The organism is Aminobacter sp. NyZ550, from assembly GCF_025628925.2.
Taxonomy (GTDB): Bacteria; Pseudomonadota; Alphaproteobacteria; order Rhizobiales; family Rhizobiaceae; genus Aminobacter; species Aminobacter ciceronei.
The window spans coordinates 3,487,521-3,503,516 of record NZ_CP114190.1 but is presented as its reverse complement, the minus strand read 5'-3'; the positions used below and the strand labels follow the sequence as shown (position 1 = coordinate 3,503,516).

General features: G+C 60.3%; 21 protein-coding genes and 1 pseudogene. 17 read left to right on the top strand and 5 right to left on the bottom strand.

What is annotated here, in order from left to right:
• The first annotated feature begins 15 nt into the window (after positions 1–15).
• The 3 genes from N7E70_RS17450 to N7E70_RS17440 all read left to right on the top strand — a co-directional run bounded on the left by N7E70_RS17450 (position 16) and on the right by N7E70_RS17440 (position 3,227).
• Positions 16–1,203, top strand: a complete 1,188-nt coding sequence (locus N7E70_RS17450; RefSeq protein ID WP_067956582.1) for an IS481 family transposase — start codon at positions 16–18, stop codon at positions 1,201–1,203.
• A gap of 285 nt (positions 1,204–1,488) precedes the next feature.
• Positions 1,489–2,652, top strand: coding sequence for a toll/interleukin-1 receptor domain-containing protein (locus N7E70_RS17445; protein ID WP_263007103.1), 1,164 nt, complete (start codon positions 1,489–1,491; stop codon positions 2,650–2,652).
• A complete protein-coding gene (locus tag N7E70_RS17440; protein ID WP_263007102.1) occupies positions 2,649–3,227 on the top strand; it encodes an SLOG domain-containing protein in 579 nt (192 codons plus the stop codon). Before N7E70_RS17445 ends, N7E70_RS17440 begins: the two co-directional genes overlap by 4 nt.
• On the opposite strand, the gene N7E70_RS17435 is transcribed toward N7E70_RS17440, so the two are convergent.
• On the bottom strand, positions 3,208–3,771 hold the full coding sequence (locus tag N7E70_RS17435) for a TIR domain-containing protein (protein WP_263007101.1): 564 nt from the start codon (positions 3,769–3,771) through the stop codon (positions 3,208–3,210). The two genes, N7E70_RS17440 and N7E70_RS17435, sit on opposite strands and share 20 nt — an antisense overlap.
• Positions 3,772–4,105: 334 nt before the next feature.
• Between N7E70_RS17435 and N7E70_RS17430 the strand changes: the two genes are divergently transcribed.
• The 4 genes from N7E70_RS17430 (at position 4,106) to N7E70_RS17415 (ending at position 6,545) form a co-directional block, all read left to right on the top strand.
• A complete protein-coding gene (locus N7E70_RS17430) occupies positions 4,106–4,633 on the top strand; it encodes an antirestriction protein ArdA (protein WP_263007100.1) in 528 nt (175 codons plus the stop codon).
• Positions 4,634–4,830: 197 nt separating this feature from the next.
• On the top strand, positions 4,831–5,046 hold the full coding sequence (locus tag N7E70_RS17425) for a transcriptional regulator domain-containing protein (protein WP_263007099.1): 216 nt from the start codon (positions 4,831–4,833) through the stop codon (positions 5,044–5,046).
• A gap of 46 nt (positions 5,047–5,092) precedes the next feature.
• Complete coding sequence (locus N7E70_RS17420) at positions 5,093–5,632, top strand: DUF2285 domain-containing protein (protein WP_263007098.1); 540 nt, start codon at positions 5,093–5,095, stop codon at positions 5,630–5,632.
• Between the two features lie 31 nt (positions 5,633–5,663).
• Positions 5,664–6,545 carry a hypothetical protein gene (locus N7E70_RS17415; protein ID WP_263007097.1) on the top strand — a complete coding sequence of 294 codons (882 nt, stop codon included), beginning with the start codon at positions 5,664–5,666 and terminating at the stop codon, positions 6,543–6,545.
• An 8-nt stretch (positions 6,546–6,553) separates the two neighbouring features.
• On the opposite strand, the gene N7E70_RS17410 is transcribed toward N7E70_RS17415, so the two are convergent.
• The 4 genes from N7E70_RS17410 to N7E70_RS17395 form a co-directional block, all read right to left on the bottom strand.
• Entirely contained in the window at positions 6,554–6,865 is a 312-nt protein-coding gene (locus N7E70_RS17410) for a hypothetical protein (protein ID WP_263007096.1), read from the bottom strand.
• On the bottom strand, positions 6,862–7,272 hold the full coding sequence (locus N7E70_RS17405) for a hypothetical protein (RefSeq protein ID WP_263007095.1): 411 nt from the start codon (positions 7,270–7,272) through the stop codon (positions 6,862–6,864). The genes N7E70_RS17410 and N7E70_RS17405 overlap by 4 nt, the downstream gene beginning before the upstream one ends.
• Positions 7,259–7,972, bottom strand: a complete 714-nt coding sequence (locus N7E70_RS17400) for an HNH endonuclease (RefSeq protein WP_263007094.1) — start codon at positions 7,970–7,972, stop codon at positions 7,259–7,261. The genes N7E70_RS17405 and N7E70_RS17400 overlap by 14 nt, the downstream gene beginning before the upstream one ends.
• Before the next feature lie 100 nt (positions 7,973–8,072).
• Complete coding sequence (locus tag N7E70_RS17395; protein ID WP_263007173.1) at positions 8,073–8,366, bottom strand: DNA -binding domain-containing protein; 294 nt, start codon at positions 8,364–8,366, stop codon at positions 8,073–8,075.
• A 462-nt stretch (positions 8,367–8,828) separates the two neighbouring features.
• Between N7E70_RS17395 and N7E70_RS17390 the strand changes: the two genes are divergently transcribed.
• The 10 genes and pseudogenes from N7E70_RS17390 (at position 8,829) to N7E70_RS17350 (ending at position 15,961) form a co-directional block, all read left to right on the top strand.
• Positions 8,829–9,098: a helix-turn-helix transcriptional regulator gene (locus N7E70_RS17390; RefSeq protein ID WP_263007093.1), complete on the top strand. Its 270-nt coding sequence runs from the start codon at positions 8,829–8,831 to the stop codon at positions 9,096–9,098.
• Positions 9,099–10,145, top strand: a complete 1,047-nt coding sequence (locus N7E70_RS17385) for a replication initiator protein A (RefSeq protein WP_263007092.1) — start codon at positions 9,099–9,101, stop codon at positions 10,143–10,145.
• 61 nt (positions 10,146–10,206) lie between these two features.
• Positions 10,207–10,725 carry a DUF2840 domain-containing protein gene (locus N7E70_RS17380; RefSeq protein WP_263007091.1) on the top strand — a complete coding sequence of 173 codons (519 nt, stop codon included), beginning with the start codon at positions 10,207–10,209 and terminating at the stop codon, positions 10,723–10,725.
• A complete protein-coding gene (locus tag N7E70_RS17375; protein WP_263007090.1) occupies positions 10,722–11,267 on the top strand; it encodes a S26 family signal peptidase in 546 nt (181 codons plus the stop codon). Before N7E70_RS17380 ends, N7E70_RS17375 begins: the two co-directional genes overlap by 4 nt.
• Before the next feature lie 35 nt (positions 11,268–11,302).
• Positions 11,303–11,638 carry a DUF736 domain-containing protein gene (locus N7E70_RS17370; RefSeq protein WP_263007089.1) on the top strand — a complete coding sequence of 112 codons (336 nt, stop codon included), beginning with the start codon at positions 11,303–11,305 and terminating at the stop codon, positions 11,636–11,638.
• Positions 11,635–12,507 (top strand): lytic transglycosylase domain-containing protein, encoded by an 873-nt coding sequence (locus N7E70_RS17365; RefSeq protein ID WP_263007088.1) that lies wholly within the window; start codon positions 11,635–11,637, stop codon positions 12,505–12,507. The genes N7E70_RS17370 and N7E70_RS17365 overlap by 4 nt, the downstream gene beginning before the upstream one ends.
• Positions 12,504–13,082 carry a hypothetical protein gene (locus N7E70_RS17360; RefSeq protein ID WP_263007087.1) on the top strand — a complete coding sequence of 193 codons (579 nt, stop codon included), beginning with the start codon at positions 12,504–12,506 and terminating at the stop codon, positions 13,080–13,082. The genes N7E70_RS17365 and N7E70_RS17360 overlap by 4 nt, the downstream gene beginning before the upstream one ends.
• Positions 13,083–13,461: 379 nt before the next feature.
• Positions 13,462–13,920 (top strand): annotated as a pseudogene (locus N7E70_RS30925) (hypothetical protein); the annotation flags it as partial.
• Between the two features lie 216 nt (positions 13,921–14,136).
• Positions 14,137–15,369 (top strand): DUF3363 domain-containing protein, encoded by a 1,233-nt coding sequence (locus N7E70_RS30920; RefSeq protein WP_442866520.1) that lies wholly within the window; start codon positions 14,137–14,139, stop codon positions 15,367–15,369.
• Between the two features lie 271 nt (positions 15,370–15,640).
• Entirely contained in the window at positions 15,641–15,961 is a 321-nt protein-coding gene (locus tag N7E70_RS17350; RefSeq protein ID WP_263007086.1) for a DMT family transporter, read from the top strand.
• Positions 15,962–15,996 lie beyond the last annotated feature (35 nt).

Genomic DNA, 15,996 nt, shown 5'->3' with positions numbered 1-15,996 from the left:
TGGCCGGAGGTGTTGATGCCGTGGAAGGAGAGTTCGGTGATGGAGGAACGTCTTCGTTTTGTTGCGCGGCTTCTGGATGGCGAGGGCATGAGTGATGTGTGCCGAGAGTTCGGGATTTCCCGCAAGACCGGCTACAAGATCCTCAACCGCTACAAGGACGACGGCCTGGAGGCGCTGACCGACCGGTCACGGCGGCCGGTCCGCTATGCCAACCAACTGCCCTGTCAGATCGAGCAGGCGATTGTGAAGGCCAAGAAGGACAAGCCGCACTGGGGCGCCAGGAAGATCCGTGAGCTTCTGGTGCGCAAGCTGGCCGGCGACGTTCGGCTGCCGTCGACGAGCACGGTCCATGCCGTGCTCGACCGCCACGGCCTTGTCACGCGCGCCCGTCAGAGGCGGCGCTGCAAGGCCGAGGGCACGCCGCTGTCGGCGGCATGCTGCCCCAACGATCTGTGGTGTGTCGATTTCAAGGGCGAGTTCAGGCTCGGCAATCGCCAGTACTGTTACCCTTTGACGGTGACTGACCAGGCCTCGCGCATGATCCTTCTGTGCGAAGCCCTCGAATCAACGCGGGAGGTGCCCGTCGTCGAAGCCTTCGTGAGGTTGTTCAAGCAGCGCGGCCTGCCGGCGGCGATCAGAAGCGACAACGGGCTGCCCTTCGCCTCTCCCAACGGGCTCTACAATCTGTCCAGGCTCTCGGTCTTCTGGCTGCGGCTGGGCATCGACATCGAGCGCATCAAACCCGGCAACCCGCAGCAGAACGGCAGGCATGAGCGTATGCACCGGACCCTCAAGCAGGAGACGACCCGGCCGCCGGGCATGAACATTCTACAGCAGCAGGCCAGGTTCGATGCATTCGTCAGCGAATTCAATGCCGAACGACCGCACCAAGCGATCGGCATGAAGGTGCCGGACGAACTCTATAAGCCCTCTTCAAGAGCCTATGAGGGGCTGCCAGACCTGCATTACCCCTTCCATGACCGCGACATCCTCGTCACCGCCTGTGGCCGCATCTGCATGCACCGCAAGAAGATCAATATCTCGACCGTGCTCGCCGGCCAGAGGCTCGGAATCACTGAAGTCGATGACGCCATTTGGCTCGTCTCCTTCATGCACTATGATCTTGGCTATATCGACCTCGAACAGAGGACCCTGCAGACCATCGACAACCCGTTCGGCACGAGGTTGTCACCCATGTCTTAGGTACAAACTGTTACCTATGTCTCCGGGCTGTACAGAGTGAGAGGTGGCGGGCCGAAGCCGACGAAACGGAGAACTACACCTACGCTATAGCCCTCCAAAAATGAAGAATGTGCTGCTGTCAAACCGAGTGGCAGCGGGTAGCCGGTGCGCGCAGGAGGCAACAGCAGTCGGAGATCGCCCCCCGGTGCAGCAGTGAGAGGGAGTCACACTCACGAGTGCGCACACCCCAATGAGGTCTTGATCTGCTTCAGCTTTTTGGAAATATGGTGCCAAGGGGAGCGCCAAATGCCAGCGTATGCATACCAAATAATAGTAATGGGCAGCAAAGACGACAGGCTGTCTATGCTAAAAAATTCAGTAGAAGATCGTGCCGCAGAACTCGGGATCGACCCCGACAAGATCGTCTATCTGGACAGTGATGACACTTACAATCGAAATTTTCCTGCTCTTGGAATATATTTCGGCAACAGATCAAAGATCGTTCCTGATGTTATTGAAAGGCTTATCCAAGATTCCATAGTTATAGCTCCAGTGGTAAGCGACATAACGATGGTTTCTCAGGAGATACCTGAAGAGCTAAGTCATATAAATGCTATACCGTGCTCTAATTCAGGCGATAATATCGCCCGGTTAGCATCATTGGTTTTTGAGACATTTCGACTGCTGAGGAAGGAGCGCGGAATTTTCATAAGCTATCGTCGCAAGGGGTCGCAATCACTTGCGAACAAGCTTTATGACGAACTTGATAAACGCGGCTTCGACGTTTTCATAGATACTCGCTCAGTCCCCCCCGCCGCTGACTTTCAGGCAGAGCTTTGGCATAGAATGTCAGACGTCGATACAATCGTTCTAATTGACACGCCGGGCTTTAGGGAGGGGCGCTGGACGAAGGCGGAACTCGCGCAAGCTAACTTGCTGGGAATACAAACTTTGCATCTTCTATGGCCCGGCCAAAAGGAAGATTCGAAGTATGCATTCAGCCACTTCGTAACACTCCAACCATCAGATTTTAAGGGATCATCGCCCGGTCGAGGTGCAACGATAACGCAGGATGCTATAAACGCTATATGCAGACTGGCCGAGGAACTAAGGGCGCAGGCAATGGCTCTCCGACACGCCCACTTAGTGGACAATTTCTGTGATGCCGCGCGAGATCTCGCATTTATCCCATCGGTTCAGCCTGAGCGTTGGATTTCCGTAGCGCTTCCCAAGGGCAAGTCTCTAGCGGTGGTTCCAGCAGTCGGACGCCCGACTTCTGATCGAATAAACACCATCTTCGACTCGATATCGGAACATAAAGCAGCAGGCGCTCCGATTTGGGTAATATATGATAGTCGAGGCCTGCATGAAAATTGGGTTAAGCACCTGAACTGGTTAGACAGTCATCTTCCAATACGGACACTTTCGGTTGCCCATGTGCCCGAAGCACTGAAGGAGTTCTCGAAGTGATAGAAGTGTTTCTTTCAGCCAGCGTGCCCCTTCCCGAACGAAATAGAATTTATTTTGAAACCGCAGACGTGTTTCTGATTCGCGAATCCATACGCGCCCTTGTCGAGGTGGTTTTGCCGAAGGGACGTATTACATTCGGCGGCCATCCAGCCATAACGCCTCTTATGTCGCTCTATGCTCGAAATGCCAAACTAGGCAATAAGCATATCACGATCTACCAGAGCGATTTCTTTCGTGGTGAGATGCCTCGTGAGAATGATGATTTTGCTGACATTCGCTACACTGCGAAAGTAGCGGGCGGTGTTGCTGAGAATTTGGCGCTGATGCGTTCGGAAATGCTGAGAAGTCGAAAGTTCGATGCAGCAGTTCTGATTGGTGGAATGGAAGGCATCAGAGATGAAGCTTCCATGTTTAAGGAGCTTCATCCCCAAGCTAAAGTGTTACCCGTGCCTGCAACAGGAGCAGCGGCGCGAATTGAGTTTCTTGAGGGTGACTATCCAGATTTTTTGAAGAATGAGATTTCTTTCGCCAGCCTCTTTCGGCGTGCTTTGTTTCCTAGCCCCTTAGCCGAATAGCCTCTTCGATCCATCCTTCGATGTTGTTCGATATAGAGGCATATACAGCCTTACTATCTGCTCCAGCCGGATCGTAAACCTTAGCGTAGTTTGACATAGGAGTTTTTTGGGTGCCAACGGTCCAGTTAGCGAAGGGATTAGCTCCCTTGCTCGTTGAATTTCCATTTCTATCCAATAGCTTATGAATGTTAATCCCTAGAATAGCCTTCTTTTGAGACCACGCATATTCTATTTCGTAGTCAACCCACTTTCGGCCCGCTGTATTTGCGCCAATCAAGACAATAAGTGTGCTTCTTCCGGCCATATTGCCGTTGATCCATTTCTTTACAGCATCGTCGCCCTTGGCCTTTATCTGCTCAAATTCATTGCTAGATACAATCGGCTGCCCCTCTACCGAGCCGATATTTTTGACTGTAGCAACACGCCAATTGTCCTCTGCATAGTGAAAGCTATAGAAGCACTTTCTGGACATGTATCGTCCCCCCTTATCATGTCTATTTTTTAGCCTGACTTTGGTGTGTTCGTCTGGCGATGGAAGTTCCATTTCTACCGCCTGCTGTTGTCAGGTCAATATGGTGAACGACGTCCCTCCGGCTCTCTACAGCGCCATGTGGAAGCGCGTTCGCCTCCGGGCCGGCGCGGCTGCCGCTGCGTGATCCTCAACAGGTTTGCTAAGGGCCTTGCCCTCGCGCCAGCAAGGTAAGTGGAACCGTCCGGGGCGGTATCCCCAGCCTTCCGCGCCCCAGGGGCTTGTGCAGGCCGGGTGATCCCCCTCCACCCCGGCCGCCCTTGCTCGTTGCTACCCCAGTCTCGGCGACGGCCAGAAGGTCAGGCGCGGCGTTCCGCTTCGCTGACCTTCAGACCCGAGGATCAGAGACATGACCAACGTATCCGACAGCACCCCCCGCATCTATGTTGCCTGCCTTGCAGCTTACAATAACGGCTATCTGCATGGGGCTTGGATCGACGCGGATCAGGACACCGACCAGATCAGGGACGAGATTGCCGCGATGCTTGCCCGTTCCCCCGTCGAGGATGCGGAGGAATACGCCATTCACGACTATGAGGGCTTCGAGGGCGTCAGCATCTCCGAATATACCGGCATCGACAGCGTGGCGCGGATGGCCGCTTTCATCGCAGAGCATGGCGCACTCGGCGCGGGCCTGCTGGAGCAGTTCGGCGGCGACATGGACCAAGCCGAATCCACCTTGGAGGACTGCTATCATGGTCAGTTCGCCAGCCTTGCCGACTACATGGAGGAGCTGACCACCGAAAGCGTCACGATCCCTGAGGCGCTGCGCTACTATGTCGATTGGGACGCGATGGCGCGCGACGCCGAGATGGGCGGCGATCTGTTCACCATCGAGACGGCGCACGGCGAGGTGCATGTGTTTTCCAACAGGTGAAAACATGGTCGCCTGTCCGCACTTGCGGGCGGGCGACTAGCCAGACGGCGACGATAGTGTTAAGAAGAAAATAACCAATAATGATCGGGTTAGCCGCTCAACATATCTACTTTGAGCGGCTTCTAATACTTCAAACAATACTTGAATCTCTCTGGTCCGGGCGCGGCCTCGCGCGCCCGGCTTTGGGAGGTGACGCCATGCTTAGCATCGACTGGCGTTTCCCGGCGGCATACAGATACGCGAAGCACATTCCTGCCGCCGGTTTCGCTTGGGAATACCTGCGCCGCAACGACGAATATCGTCAGGATTTCCAGACCATCGCATTGACCGGACAGCCGACCGGGCGCGACCTTGAAGCGTTCGCGCATCGCTGGGGCTTGCGATTTCCCGTGCGATCCCGACGCGCCGCATGACCAGCAATCCCCGATCTGGACGCCAAGCCTTCAACCGCAAGTGGTGATGCTGTCGCCAGTAAGTCACAAGGACGGCGACACCGAACCGATATTGACGCTGGCCCATCTCGCCGGCCTCGACCTGCGCCGCGCCGCCGATGGCTGGCACGGTATCTGGCAGGTGGATGGCGTCGCGCATCAATTCTGGCTTCCCGAGGCGGTGCCGGATGCCGGAGCCTTCTATGCTGTCACCCTGCCGATGGATTCCTTTCTGGAGGTGCGCGCCCATGCCGCCCGCCGTTTCTGGCGATCCCTCAACGGCCGCGCGCCCGGTCCCGACTTTCGGGCGATCCCCGCCCAGCTCCGGCAATGGCATATCCTGTCCCTGCGCGCACTCGACGCCCGACTGCGCGGCGAGAGCTATCGTACCATCGCCGAAGTCCTGCTCGGCTTTCGCGGCACCAAGGAGGATTTCGAGAGTGACCCGCGCAAGAACAAGGCCCGCCGGCTAGTCGCACACGGCGTCAGGATGATGCGCGGCGGCTATCACCTGTTGCTCCACTATCCAATCAAGCTTCCGAAGCGAGGCCAGAGTAACTATATTTAGAGAGCATCAGGGCTGTCGGGAGAACACGTTTATGGCGGATGATGATAACAGTGACGGTGACGGAGGGGACGATACCCCTCGCGCTAAAGGTCTGGATATTTCCAAGCTCATGATCGACGGCATGCGACCGCCTGTAATGAATGATACGGTTCGAAAGGCGATTGAAGGTATAGAGCGCCAGACGCAACCCTTTCGTGAATTGCAGGACAGACTTACACCGCAGTTGAACAGCATAACCGTAGCACAGAAGGCCATGGAAAAATCTCTCGGGCCATTACGAGATCTTGAAGCCCGCATGAAGACACTTGGCGGCATCGCTGGAGAGAACTCATCTTTGGGTCGCTTAGCTGAGCAGATTGGAGCACAGAAAAGCGCCATTGATGCGATGCGTCTGCACGAAACTGAAATACCCCGCATCCCTGAGCTTCCTCCTATGCCGCCGAACCCGATCTTTGAGACCAACAGGCGGCTTGAGCGGATAGAAGAGCGCTTCGAGCAGATGCAAGTCATTGCCACAGACGCTGCCGAGATTGCCACGGGACTTCAAGGAGCTGCCGCTGAGTTTCTCCAAAAGTTTGAGAAAGCCGCAGCCGACAATGACCGCACCGCAGGCCGCGCCATCTGGATCGGCGTAATCGCGGTATTCATTGCTGTCGCCATGCCTGCCGCGCAGATCATCTATTCGGAATATCGCCGCGAGCCGAGCAATGGGGCCGAGGTTCAAGCGGCGCTTGAAGCCATGCAGGCTGAACTTTCTACCATGCGCAACACTCAAACCATTGCCAACGACCGCTTTACTGAGGCGCTTGCCACGTCCGACAGCGAGACCGCCGCAATCTTGCGGGATATTCGCGGACTCCTAGCCGGAGAAGGTGCGTCGCTCCCGGCCGCGAGAGACGAACCGCCACAATAGGACGTGACCTATGGCGCACCTAAGTTATGAAGCACGGCGTCGAGTGCCGCCAAATCGCCCTCGAAGTAGTCTTCACGGATCGCCCCAAGACGCATCGCCCGCGCCGTCTTGATGAAACCAAAATGTGCCTCTTCTGCTTCCGAAAGCATTGTTATGTGCGCCCGTTCTATGGATTCAGCGAGTCGCCGCTTGCACGCGATCGCTAACTGGCAGGATGCGAGATCGGTGCCTTGGTGCATTATCAAAAGATCAACATCACGGGCCGCTTTCGCATCGTCGAAAGCCGACCCAAAACCATAGACGGTGACGCTGCGCGTCACAGCCAGCCTTGCTTCTGGAAGTATTCCTCTTCCGTGTCGGTGAGGTAGAGCCAGTAATCATCGCGGTGCAACGCGCCCATGAATTCCCCAATCTTGAACAGGCCGATATTGGAATCACGACAATGCCGCTTCGCGTCCGGGGAGTATCCGCACCATGCGGAATTGATGATCACGGCATTGACCTTGCCAAGCTGTTCGACGGTCTCAATATATTCTGCGATTCCAAACGCATAGCACTCACAGATGAAAACGCGGAGCGCGTCACCTTGCTTTCTTTCCAATGTATAGACGCCGCTACCCTCTCGGGTCAGTGAGATAACCTTGCCATGGCGCTCCATCTGCCCTTCGAAGTAATTGTAGTGGCCATAATGGCTGGTCCAAGGAAAGGTTTCGCTATGCGCTGCCATCGGCAATCCCCCTAATTAGATCATCAAAGTCCACAGGAAAGCGCCTCACCGCTGCATACGGAATCGCATCCTCTACCCATTGCTCATAGCTCCGCACATGCATGAGGAAGGCTGCAATTACCGCCTGCTCGTCCGCGTCGAACAAGGGTCTATGCTCTTCTATCTGCGCTACAATCTTCCGGTTATTAGGAACTATTACTGATAGACGCTCTGATACCCACACCGCATGCGCCGCTTCATTGTGAGGCTGCGTTCGCGCAAGTTCAGAAAGCGGGCCATACTGCGCCCAAGACTGTCTGTTCTCTTCCAGCAGCGGCAGAATTGCGCGGGCAATATCTTGCTTGGTAGGCATGGGGTCTTGATCCAAGCGTTCGAGCACCCGTGCTTCGTGCTCGGCCTTCATCGCATGCAGAATCTCGACCGTATAGACGGTTTCATTTTCCTTGCGGTCGATCAGCGTGTGATGCGTCGGGCAGAGCAGTATTAGATTTTGATAATCGTCCCGTTGGGAGTCCGTCTGGCTCGCATCATGACGACTGGCCCCCGGCTTGTCCCCGCAGATATGCGCCATCTCACCCAGCGTGAAGGGTGCGGCGTCTTCTGCCTCATGGTAGCAGAGCCGTTCCCAGCAGCCTGCAAACGCGCAACGTCCGCCAGCCGCTGACCAGAGAATCTTGACGGATTTCGGAGTGATCGCCATGGCATTTGAATATCATGGTCTGCGAGAACATCCATCCACATGCCTTCAGGTGAGTGTCCGTAGAGAGTTGTTCTCGATGATGCGGCCCTAAGAACACACGTCATCTACAAGCCTGATTAGCTGCCGCCTGCTCCAGAATCTTCCGATAGCCCTCACGCGAAAGCCATTGCGCTCGTTCGAGATGGCTTTGCCAGCAACGGCGGGTGCGAAGTTCATCGGAGACTGGATCGCGGTGCAGCACGATCCGCGCGACTTCCTTCCAGTCCGCATCTTCGGCCTTCGCATCGAGAAGGCGCAGATAGGTGACGTAGTGCCGTTCGTCATAGGCAGTTATGGCACCGCCGGCAGGCGCTTCATCATCCACATCGGGATCGAGTTCGACGGGAGTTCGCATGGTCATTCCCCGTATTCGGAGAGAGCTTGTCTGCGGTGCGCCCCCGCAAACGATTCTCTCTGACTCTTGGTGATCGGGGAGTTAGTAACCGTCACGAAACGGCCCCATGGCCTTTAGCTCGGAAAGCCTGTTGTATACGCCACAGGCTCCCCGACCATAGGTCAAGGAGTTGGTGCCGTTCTGGCTGGCACCGGCCATCCGTGAGGGGTTACTACGCCCCAGAGCAGCGCGTCTGCTCCACCCACAATCCTAGCCGAGCTGCGCGCGAATGTCTTTGCCTATTCGGCGCGGCAGGCAACGAGCCGCTGGAATCCCTCAACTATTAGCCGCCCAGCGCCCGAAGGGGGGTGCCGCCAGCGCATAGGCGCAAATGCGGCACGCTACGCGCCGCCGATCCCTCGCCATGGTTCGCCACAGTCCGCTGCCGCCCCCCGGCAGCCCAATCCCGACTGGAGGTGATCCATGCCCAACCCGCTTGCGGGCCTGCCGCCGCGCCTTTTGCGCACCAAGGAAGCCGCGCGCTTCCTCGGCATATCCATCCGCACCCTTGAGAAACATCGCACCTATGGCACCGGGCCGACCTATCGCAAGGTCGGCGGCCGCGTCCTCTATACCATCCGCGATCTGGAAGACTGGAGCGCGGTCGGCGAACGCAAATCCACCCGCGACCAGACAGCCGGCACGGTCTTTCCCGCGCGTCCGCTCACGCCCGAAGAACGGGGCGACTGCTAGATGCTGCGCGAGGACAGCGAGCGCAGCCGCCTAGACCCCTTCGTGGTCGCAACGGGCGATGCGCCGGCGCGCGACCAGCGCGACTTGATGGAACGGCCCTTCTTCTCGCTGGCGAAGACCCCGCGCACCAAGCCGATTCTCTACAAGGCCGCCGACATAGAGGTGCAGGTGTTCGGGATGCCCGAGCACGGCATGGCGACCATCTGGGACGCCGATGTGCTGATATGGGCGGCCAGCCAGATCGTCGCGGCCGAGAATGATGGCCTTACGACTTCACGCTTCGTCCGGTTCACGCCCTACCATCTGTTGCGTGCCATCGGACGCCCGACCGGCAATCACCAATACCGGCTGCTGAAAGCCGCGCTGGCGCGGCTGCAATCCACCGTCATCGCCACCACCATCCGCAACGGCCCGCATTGGCGTCGCCGGCAATTCTCATGGATCAACGAGTGGGAGGAAATGACGACGCGCGCTGGCCGCGTCGAGGGCATGGAGTTCGTTCTGCCCGAATGGTTCTACAACAGCGTCATCGACCGGTCGCTGGTCCTGACCATCGACCCGGCCTATTTCCGGCTGACGGGCGGCATCGAGCGATGGCTTTACCGCGTCGCCAGAAAGCACGCCGGGCACCAGCGCCATGGCTGGATTTTCGAGGTCGCGCACCTTCATCAGAAATCCGGCAGCCTCGCCCGGCCGTCCGACTTCGCGCTCGACCTGCGCCGGATCGCGGCTCGCCAGCAACTCCCCGGCTACCGCCTCCAGATCGAGCGGGAAGATGGCCGCGAGTTGCTGCGCATCCGCCCCGAAAACTCATCAACAGGCACTGTTGATAACCCTGTTAATGCCATCGGCAGATCAGGCGCACGGGGTATCGGCACATCAGGCGCACGACTATCGGCAGATCAGGCGCACGAACCACAGCTAACGCTTTGGCCTGAAAAGCGGAATCCGACCGCTAACTTATCTAACAGAGAATCTAACTCTTTTTCTTTGACGCGCGCGCAGGCGAAGCGTGGTGCCGGTTCTGCCGGGAGCGGCGAGCCATGACACCCGCCGTTGACGCAGCGCCCGCGCGCGCATCCCACCAGCACATCGCCGGAGACGCACAATGACCCGTCGCGCCCATCGCAGCGCGCACGGCCGTCCGCTGCCGGACGGGCCTGCGCCCTTCACTACATTGGTCGAGCTGACGTTCGAGAAACGCCGCATCGAGCATTGGATCAGGTTCGGCCGCAAGAGCTATGAACAGATCATCGACCGCCGCCGCAGCGTCGTCGGCTTCGCGCCGGGCAGCGTCTTCGCCTTCGTCCGATGGGCGAACGGCGAGCATGGCACGGTTGTTTCCCGCATCGACATTGTGCGGGCAATCGGGCGCGGCGAGCCGTTCCAGACATTGCCCTTCGTCCGCCCCGGCGGCGAAATCCTGTTGCGCCTCGATAGCTGGGGGAAGGTGCAGCGCGCGCTTGCCGCCATCGACGCCGTGGAATCGCTCGGCCTCGATCCGGCCGACGCCTCGCCGGATCACTGGCGGCACGTCCACAACCGTTTGACCGCCAATCTGGAGCCGCACGCCTACACACCCGAGCGACATGCCGCGTGGCTTCACCGCCGAAGGATCGAGCCATGACGCGCCGCCGCACCCTCACGGTGATGGCGCTCGCCATCACCGGCATCGCCACCGCCAGCGCCGTCGATTGGCCCCCAAAACTCATCTGGAATGCGACGGCCAGCGCGCCCATTGGCTTCTACACCGTCGAGCCGGCCGACGCGCTCGACGTGCCCGAACTGGTCGCCGTCATGCCGCCCGAACCGCTCGCCGCCTTCATGGCCGAGCGCGGCTATATCGCGCGCGGCGTCCCGCTGTTGAAGCGCGTCGTGGGCCTGCCGGGACAGCAGGTTTGCCGCACCGGCCGCACGATCACGGTGAACGGGATCGAGATGGGCGAGGCGCTGGAGCGCGACAGCCTCGGCCGCGATCTGCCCGTCTGGCAGGGCTGCCGCGTGATCGGCGACGGCCAGCTTTTCCTCATGAATTGGGAAGTCCGCGACAGCCTCGACGGCCGCTATTTCGGACTCACCCCCGCAGCTTCCGTCATCGGTCGAGCGGTCCCGCTCTGGACCGATGAGGAAGGCGTCGGCCGCTACGAGTGGCGCGCGCCGACGCACTGAAACCACCCCCGAGAACCAACCACAGGAGATTTCCCATGGCACAGATCGGCCAGTTCATCCGCACCGAAACCGGCTATTCCGGGCAGCTTCGTTCGTTCGGCATCGACGAGCACCTTGTCATCATCCCCGCCGCGCCGAGCGCCGTGAAGAACGCGCCCGACTACCGCGCGCATCTCGACAGCGAGGGCGGCCCGGACGTTGGCCCTGCATGGAAAGACTCCAGCGAGCAGGCCGGCGAGTTTCTGTCCCTGAAACTGGACGGACCCATCTTCCCGTTTCCGATCCGCGCCCGATTGTTCCAATCCAACGACGATCCTTCGTCTTGGGGCCTGCATTGGAAGCGCCCCCGCAAACGCGAGGATCAGGAATGAAGGCCGCGCGTGCCCGAGCCGTCATCGGGTCCAATACCGGCATCCCTTTGTTCGCGGAAAAGCAGTCTCATCCCTTCGTCCCGCTCGGCGACCGGACGGCCGGCGCGCGCAGCGAAGGTCAGGGGCGGCCATCGGCCGGCGCTTGCGCCTTGCCCTTGACCGCAGCGAGCACGCTGGCAGGCTGGTGTCGAAGCGGAGACAGGACAGCGTGGCACTATGCCGTCCTGATACTGGCCGGCGCGTTTTCCGTCTGCGCCGGATCGGGCGTCGCGGTTGCGCAATCCGCGCCCGTCGAGCGCCCAGCCGCCGCCCATTTACATGCGGCGCACATCGCCGAGGCGTCGCAGAGGTTCGGCATCCCCGAACACTGGATTCGCGCCGTGCTGCGCGCCGAAAGCGCGGGCGACGTGCGCGCCGTATCGTCGGCCGGAGCGATGGGATTGATGCAGGTGATGCCCGACACATGGGCAGAGCTGCGCACCCGCCATGGCCTCGGCAGTGATCCTTACGAGCCGCGCGACAACATCATGGCGGGCGCGGCTTATCTGCGCGAGATGTTCGATCGCTACGGCAATGTCGCGGCGATGCTGGCGGCCTACAATGCCGGTCCCGGTCGCTATGACGAATACCTTGCGACCAGCCGCACCCTGCCGGCGGAGACGCGGGCCTATGTCGCCGCGCTCGCGCCCATCCTCGGCGGCGCGGCTGCAACCGAACCGCCGTCATCGACACCGCCACCGCCGCCCGATTGGCGCGAGGCCCCGTTGTTCGTCATGCGCTCGGGCGACGCCCGAACTGCGCCCGCACCGCCGTCCGAGGCGCAATCCGGCGATCTGTTTGCGGCCGTCTCGGAGCCGGATCGCCGATGAAGATCGCCTATGCCGACCCGCCCTATATCGGCTGCGCGCACCTCTATCGGGACCATCCCGATTATGCGGGCGAGGTCGATCATGTGCGCCTGATCGAGCGGCTGGAGCGCGACTATGACGGCTGGATATTGCACGCCGCCGCGACGCCGCGCTCCATCGCAACGCTTGCGCCGTTGGTCGAGCGGACGGGCGCGCGATGGATGGCATGGGTGAAGGGATTTGCGGCGTTCAAGCGCAATATTCCGGTCGCCTTCGCGTGGGAGCCGGTCATCGTGAAGGCGGCGCGAAAGCCTGTCGTCAGCAAGCGGCTGGTGATGCGGGACTGGATTCAGGAGAGGATCACCCTGCGCCGTGGCCTCACTGGCGCGAAACCCGAAGCGGTCTGCCATTGGGCTTTCGAGATGGTCGCCGCGCGTCCCGACGACACACTCGACGACCTGTTTCCCGGCACCGGCGCGGTTGCCGAAGCGTGGCGCACATGGCGGCTCAAATTCGCTTTGCCGGACGAGCCGGAGGTGCGGCCCGCCGCGTCCAGCAGTGTGCAGGAACGGCCAGCGGACGGAGCAGGATCATGAAGGCAGGAGGGGCAGAAAGGGCGGAGGGCAAGATTAAAGAAGACGGCACCATATCGGGCCGCTTCTGGAAATTGTTGTTGTCTGCACACTGGTTAGGCGACCGATTCCGGCACCATGGTTTCGAGGGGCCGCGTGCCGCGATTTCGCGCAAAGCCTTGGCTTTGCAGGGTTTCGAGCGGCACCATAGGCCCATATCGGCCTGTTTTCGGCGGTTTTGGCTGGAGTCGCGCCTTTGAGCGCCGACGACGAAAACCGCTTCCGCCCGAAGCCCGGCCGCATCCGATCCGACACGCCGAAGGCTGGCAAGACCAAGAGCTTTTTCACGCAGGTCAAGAAGATCATCCGGCAGCATCAGGCGGCAGCCTCCCGCGATCCTTCCATGCCGTCATCCGCTCGCCCGTCATCGCCGGGGCGGTCCCATGCCGTGGTCGCCAGCGGCAAGGGCGTGAAGCGCGGCAGAGGCGCGAGCTTCGTGCGCGCCCGCAACATCTCCGGCCACTGGCATCATCGCCAGCCGGGCAGCCGTCGCGTAATCGTCAAGCAACGCAGCGTCCGGGCCGCATGGAAGGGCGGTCGTGCCCGCGCGCATCTGCGCTATGTCCAGCGCGACGGCACCTCACGCGACGGCGAGCGCGGTCGGCTCTATTCGGCGACAGAGAACCGCGCCGATGGCGACGCCTTCCTTGATCGCGGCAAGGACGACCGCCACCAATTCAGATTCATCGTCTCGCCCGAGGATGGCGCGGAGCTGTCGGACCTCACGGCCTACACCCGCGATTTCATGAGGCAGGTGGAAGCCGACCTCGGCACGAAACTCGATTGGGTTGCGGTGAACCACTACAACACCGGCCATCCCCATGTGCATATCATCGTCAACGGCCGCGACGACACGGGCGGGGATCTAGTCATCAACGGCGACTATCTTTCCGCCGGCCTGCGCGAGCGGTCCAGCGAGCTTGCCAGTCTCGAACTCGGCCCCGTGACCGAGATCGAGCAGACCCGCAAGCTGTCGGCCGAAATCGACCAGGACCGTTTCACCCGGATCGACCGCGCCATGGCCGAGGAAGCCGATGCCCGTTTCCTCGATCTGCGCCATGAACCGGCAGAGCCGAGGCGGCAGTTCGAGCGCACGCTGCGCCTGCGCCGGCTCGCCAAGCTGGAGAAGATGGGGCTGGCGACCGAGCACGCGCCCGGCGTTTGGGAATTGAGCAAGGACATGGAGCCTGCCCTGCGCGAGCTTGGCGAGCGCGGCGACATTATTCGCACCATGCAGAAGGCGCTCGGCCCGCAGGGCGGCGAGCGCGACCCCATGAGTTTCCAAATCCATGACGGAGCGCCCGAGACGCCCATCGTCGGCCGCGTCATGGACAAGCACCTGTCCGACGAGCTGGGCGAGAACCTGACCGTAGTGGTGGACGGCATCGACGGGCGGACGCACCACATCGCCGGCATCGCGCCCGAGCGGCTGGAGGATGCCCGCATTGGCAGTATCATAGAGATCGGCCCGGCCGAGGCGGCACCCCGGCCGTCCGACCGCACCATCACCGCCATCGCCGAGGACGGTATCTATCGGCCGAGCCGCCATCTGGAGCAGGCGAAATTCGAGGGCCGCGTTCCGGGCGGTGACTATGAGGGCTATGTCGATGCCCATGTCCGCCGGCTGGAGGCATTGCGCCGCGCCGGGATCGTCGAGAGGATCGACGCCGACCAATGGCGCATCCCCGATGATCTGGTCAGCCGCGCCGCCGCCTATGACGCCGGCCGTGACCGGCAGGCCAGCGTTCGCGTCCTTTCCCCGGTCGATCTAGGCAAGCAGATCGGATCGGACGGCGCGACCTGGCTGGACCGGCGACTGATCCACGGCGAGACCGCCGACCTTGCTCCGACCGGCTTCGGCCAGCAGGTGCGCGAGGCGATGGACCAGCGCCGCGAGCATCATATCGAACAGGCCGACGCCACCCGCAGCAGGGACGGCCGCATCTTCTACCGGCGCAACCTTCTCGCCACGCTGCGCGAGCGGGAGGTTGTGCGCGTCGGCGCGGAGATGGCCGAGAGCAAGGGCCTGCCGTTCCGTGCCGCCACGGATGGCGAGTCCGTTACCGGCAAGTTCACCGGCACCGTGCAGCTATCGAGCGGCAAGTTCGCCGTGGTCGAGCAATCCCACGAGTTCACCCTTGTCCCGTGGCGGCCGGTCATCGACCGCCAGCTCGGCCGGGAGGCGATGGGCGTCGTGCAGAGCGGATCGGTGTCGTGGCAGTTGGGTCGGCAAAAAGGGTTGGAAATATAAGGCATCATTGCTGTGGTCGAGTTATGCGGGCAACATCATCGTTACGTGTCACTAGGTTAGGGTCTTATTTTTGCCTCTTCATGTCGCTACTTCGAGAGTGGCAGTTGCCTTCATCAGTGTTTCCTTCTGCTGCTATCATTGTAATTTTTTGTTGCCACAAGCTCGCGAACCTTCTAATTAGGGGACGCAACAGAGGCGACGTCCTCGACCGCTCACGCGGGTGTCAAGACCGGGACGGCCCGGCGTTCTTTAACCAAAAGGACGCCGACCTATGGCTTGGATTCTGCTTCTTATTGCTGGTATTTTGGAAATCGTCTGGGCTGCTTTCATGAAGCAATCGGACGGGTTTACGCGGTTGTGGCCGACTGTCGGCACCCTTGTGTTCATGATTGGCAGTTTTGGTCTGCTCTCGATTTCCATGCGCACCCTTCCTCTCGGTACAGCCTATACGATTTGGACCGGAATTGGCGCAGTTGGCGCTTTCACGGTCGGGATAGCTGTTTTGGGTGAAGCTATTACCCCTATGCGGATCATTGCGGCCATCCTGATCATCAGCGGCATCGTGCTGATGAAGCTGTCCAGCGCAAACTAGCCATCATCAACATCAGTAACAATTGATGCGACATT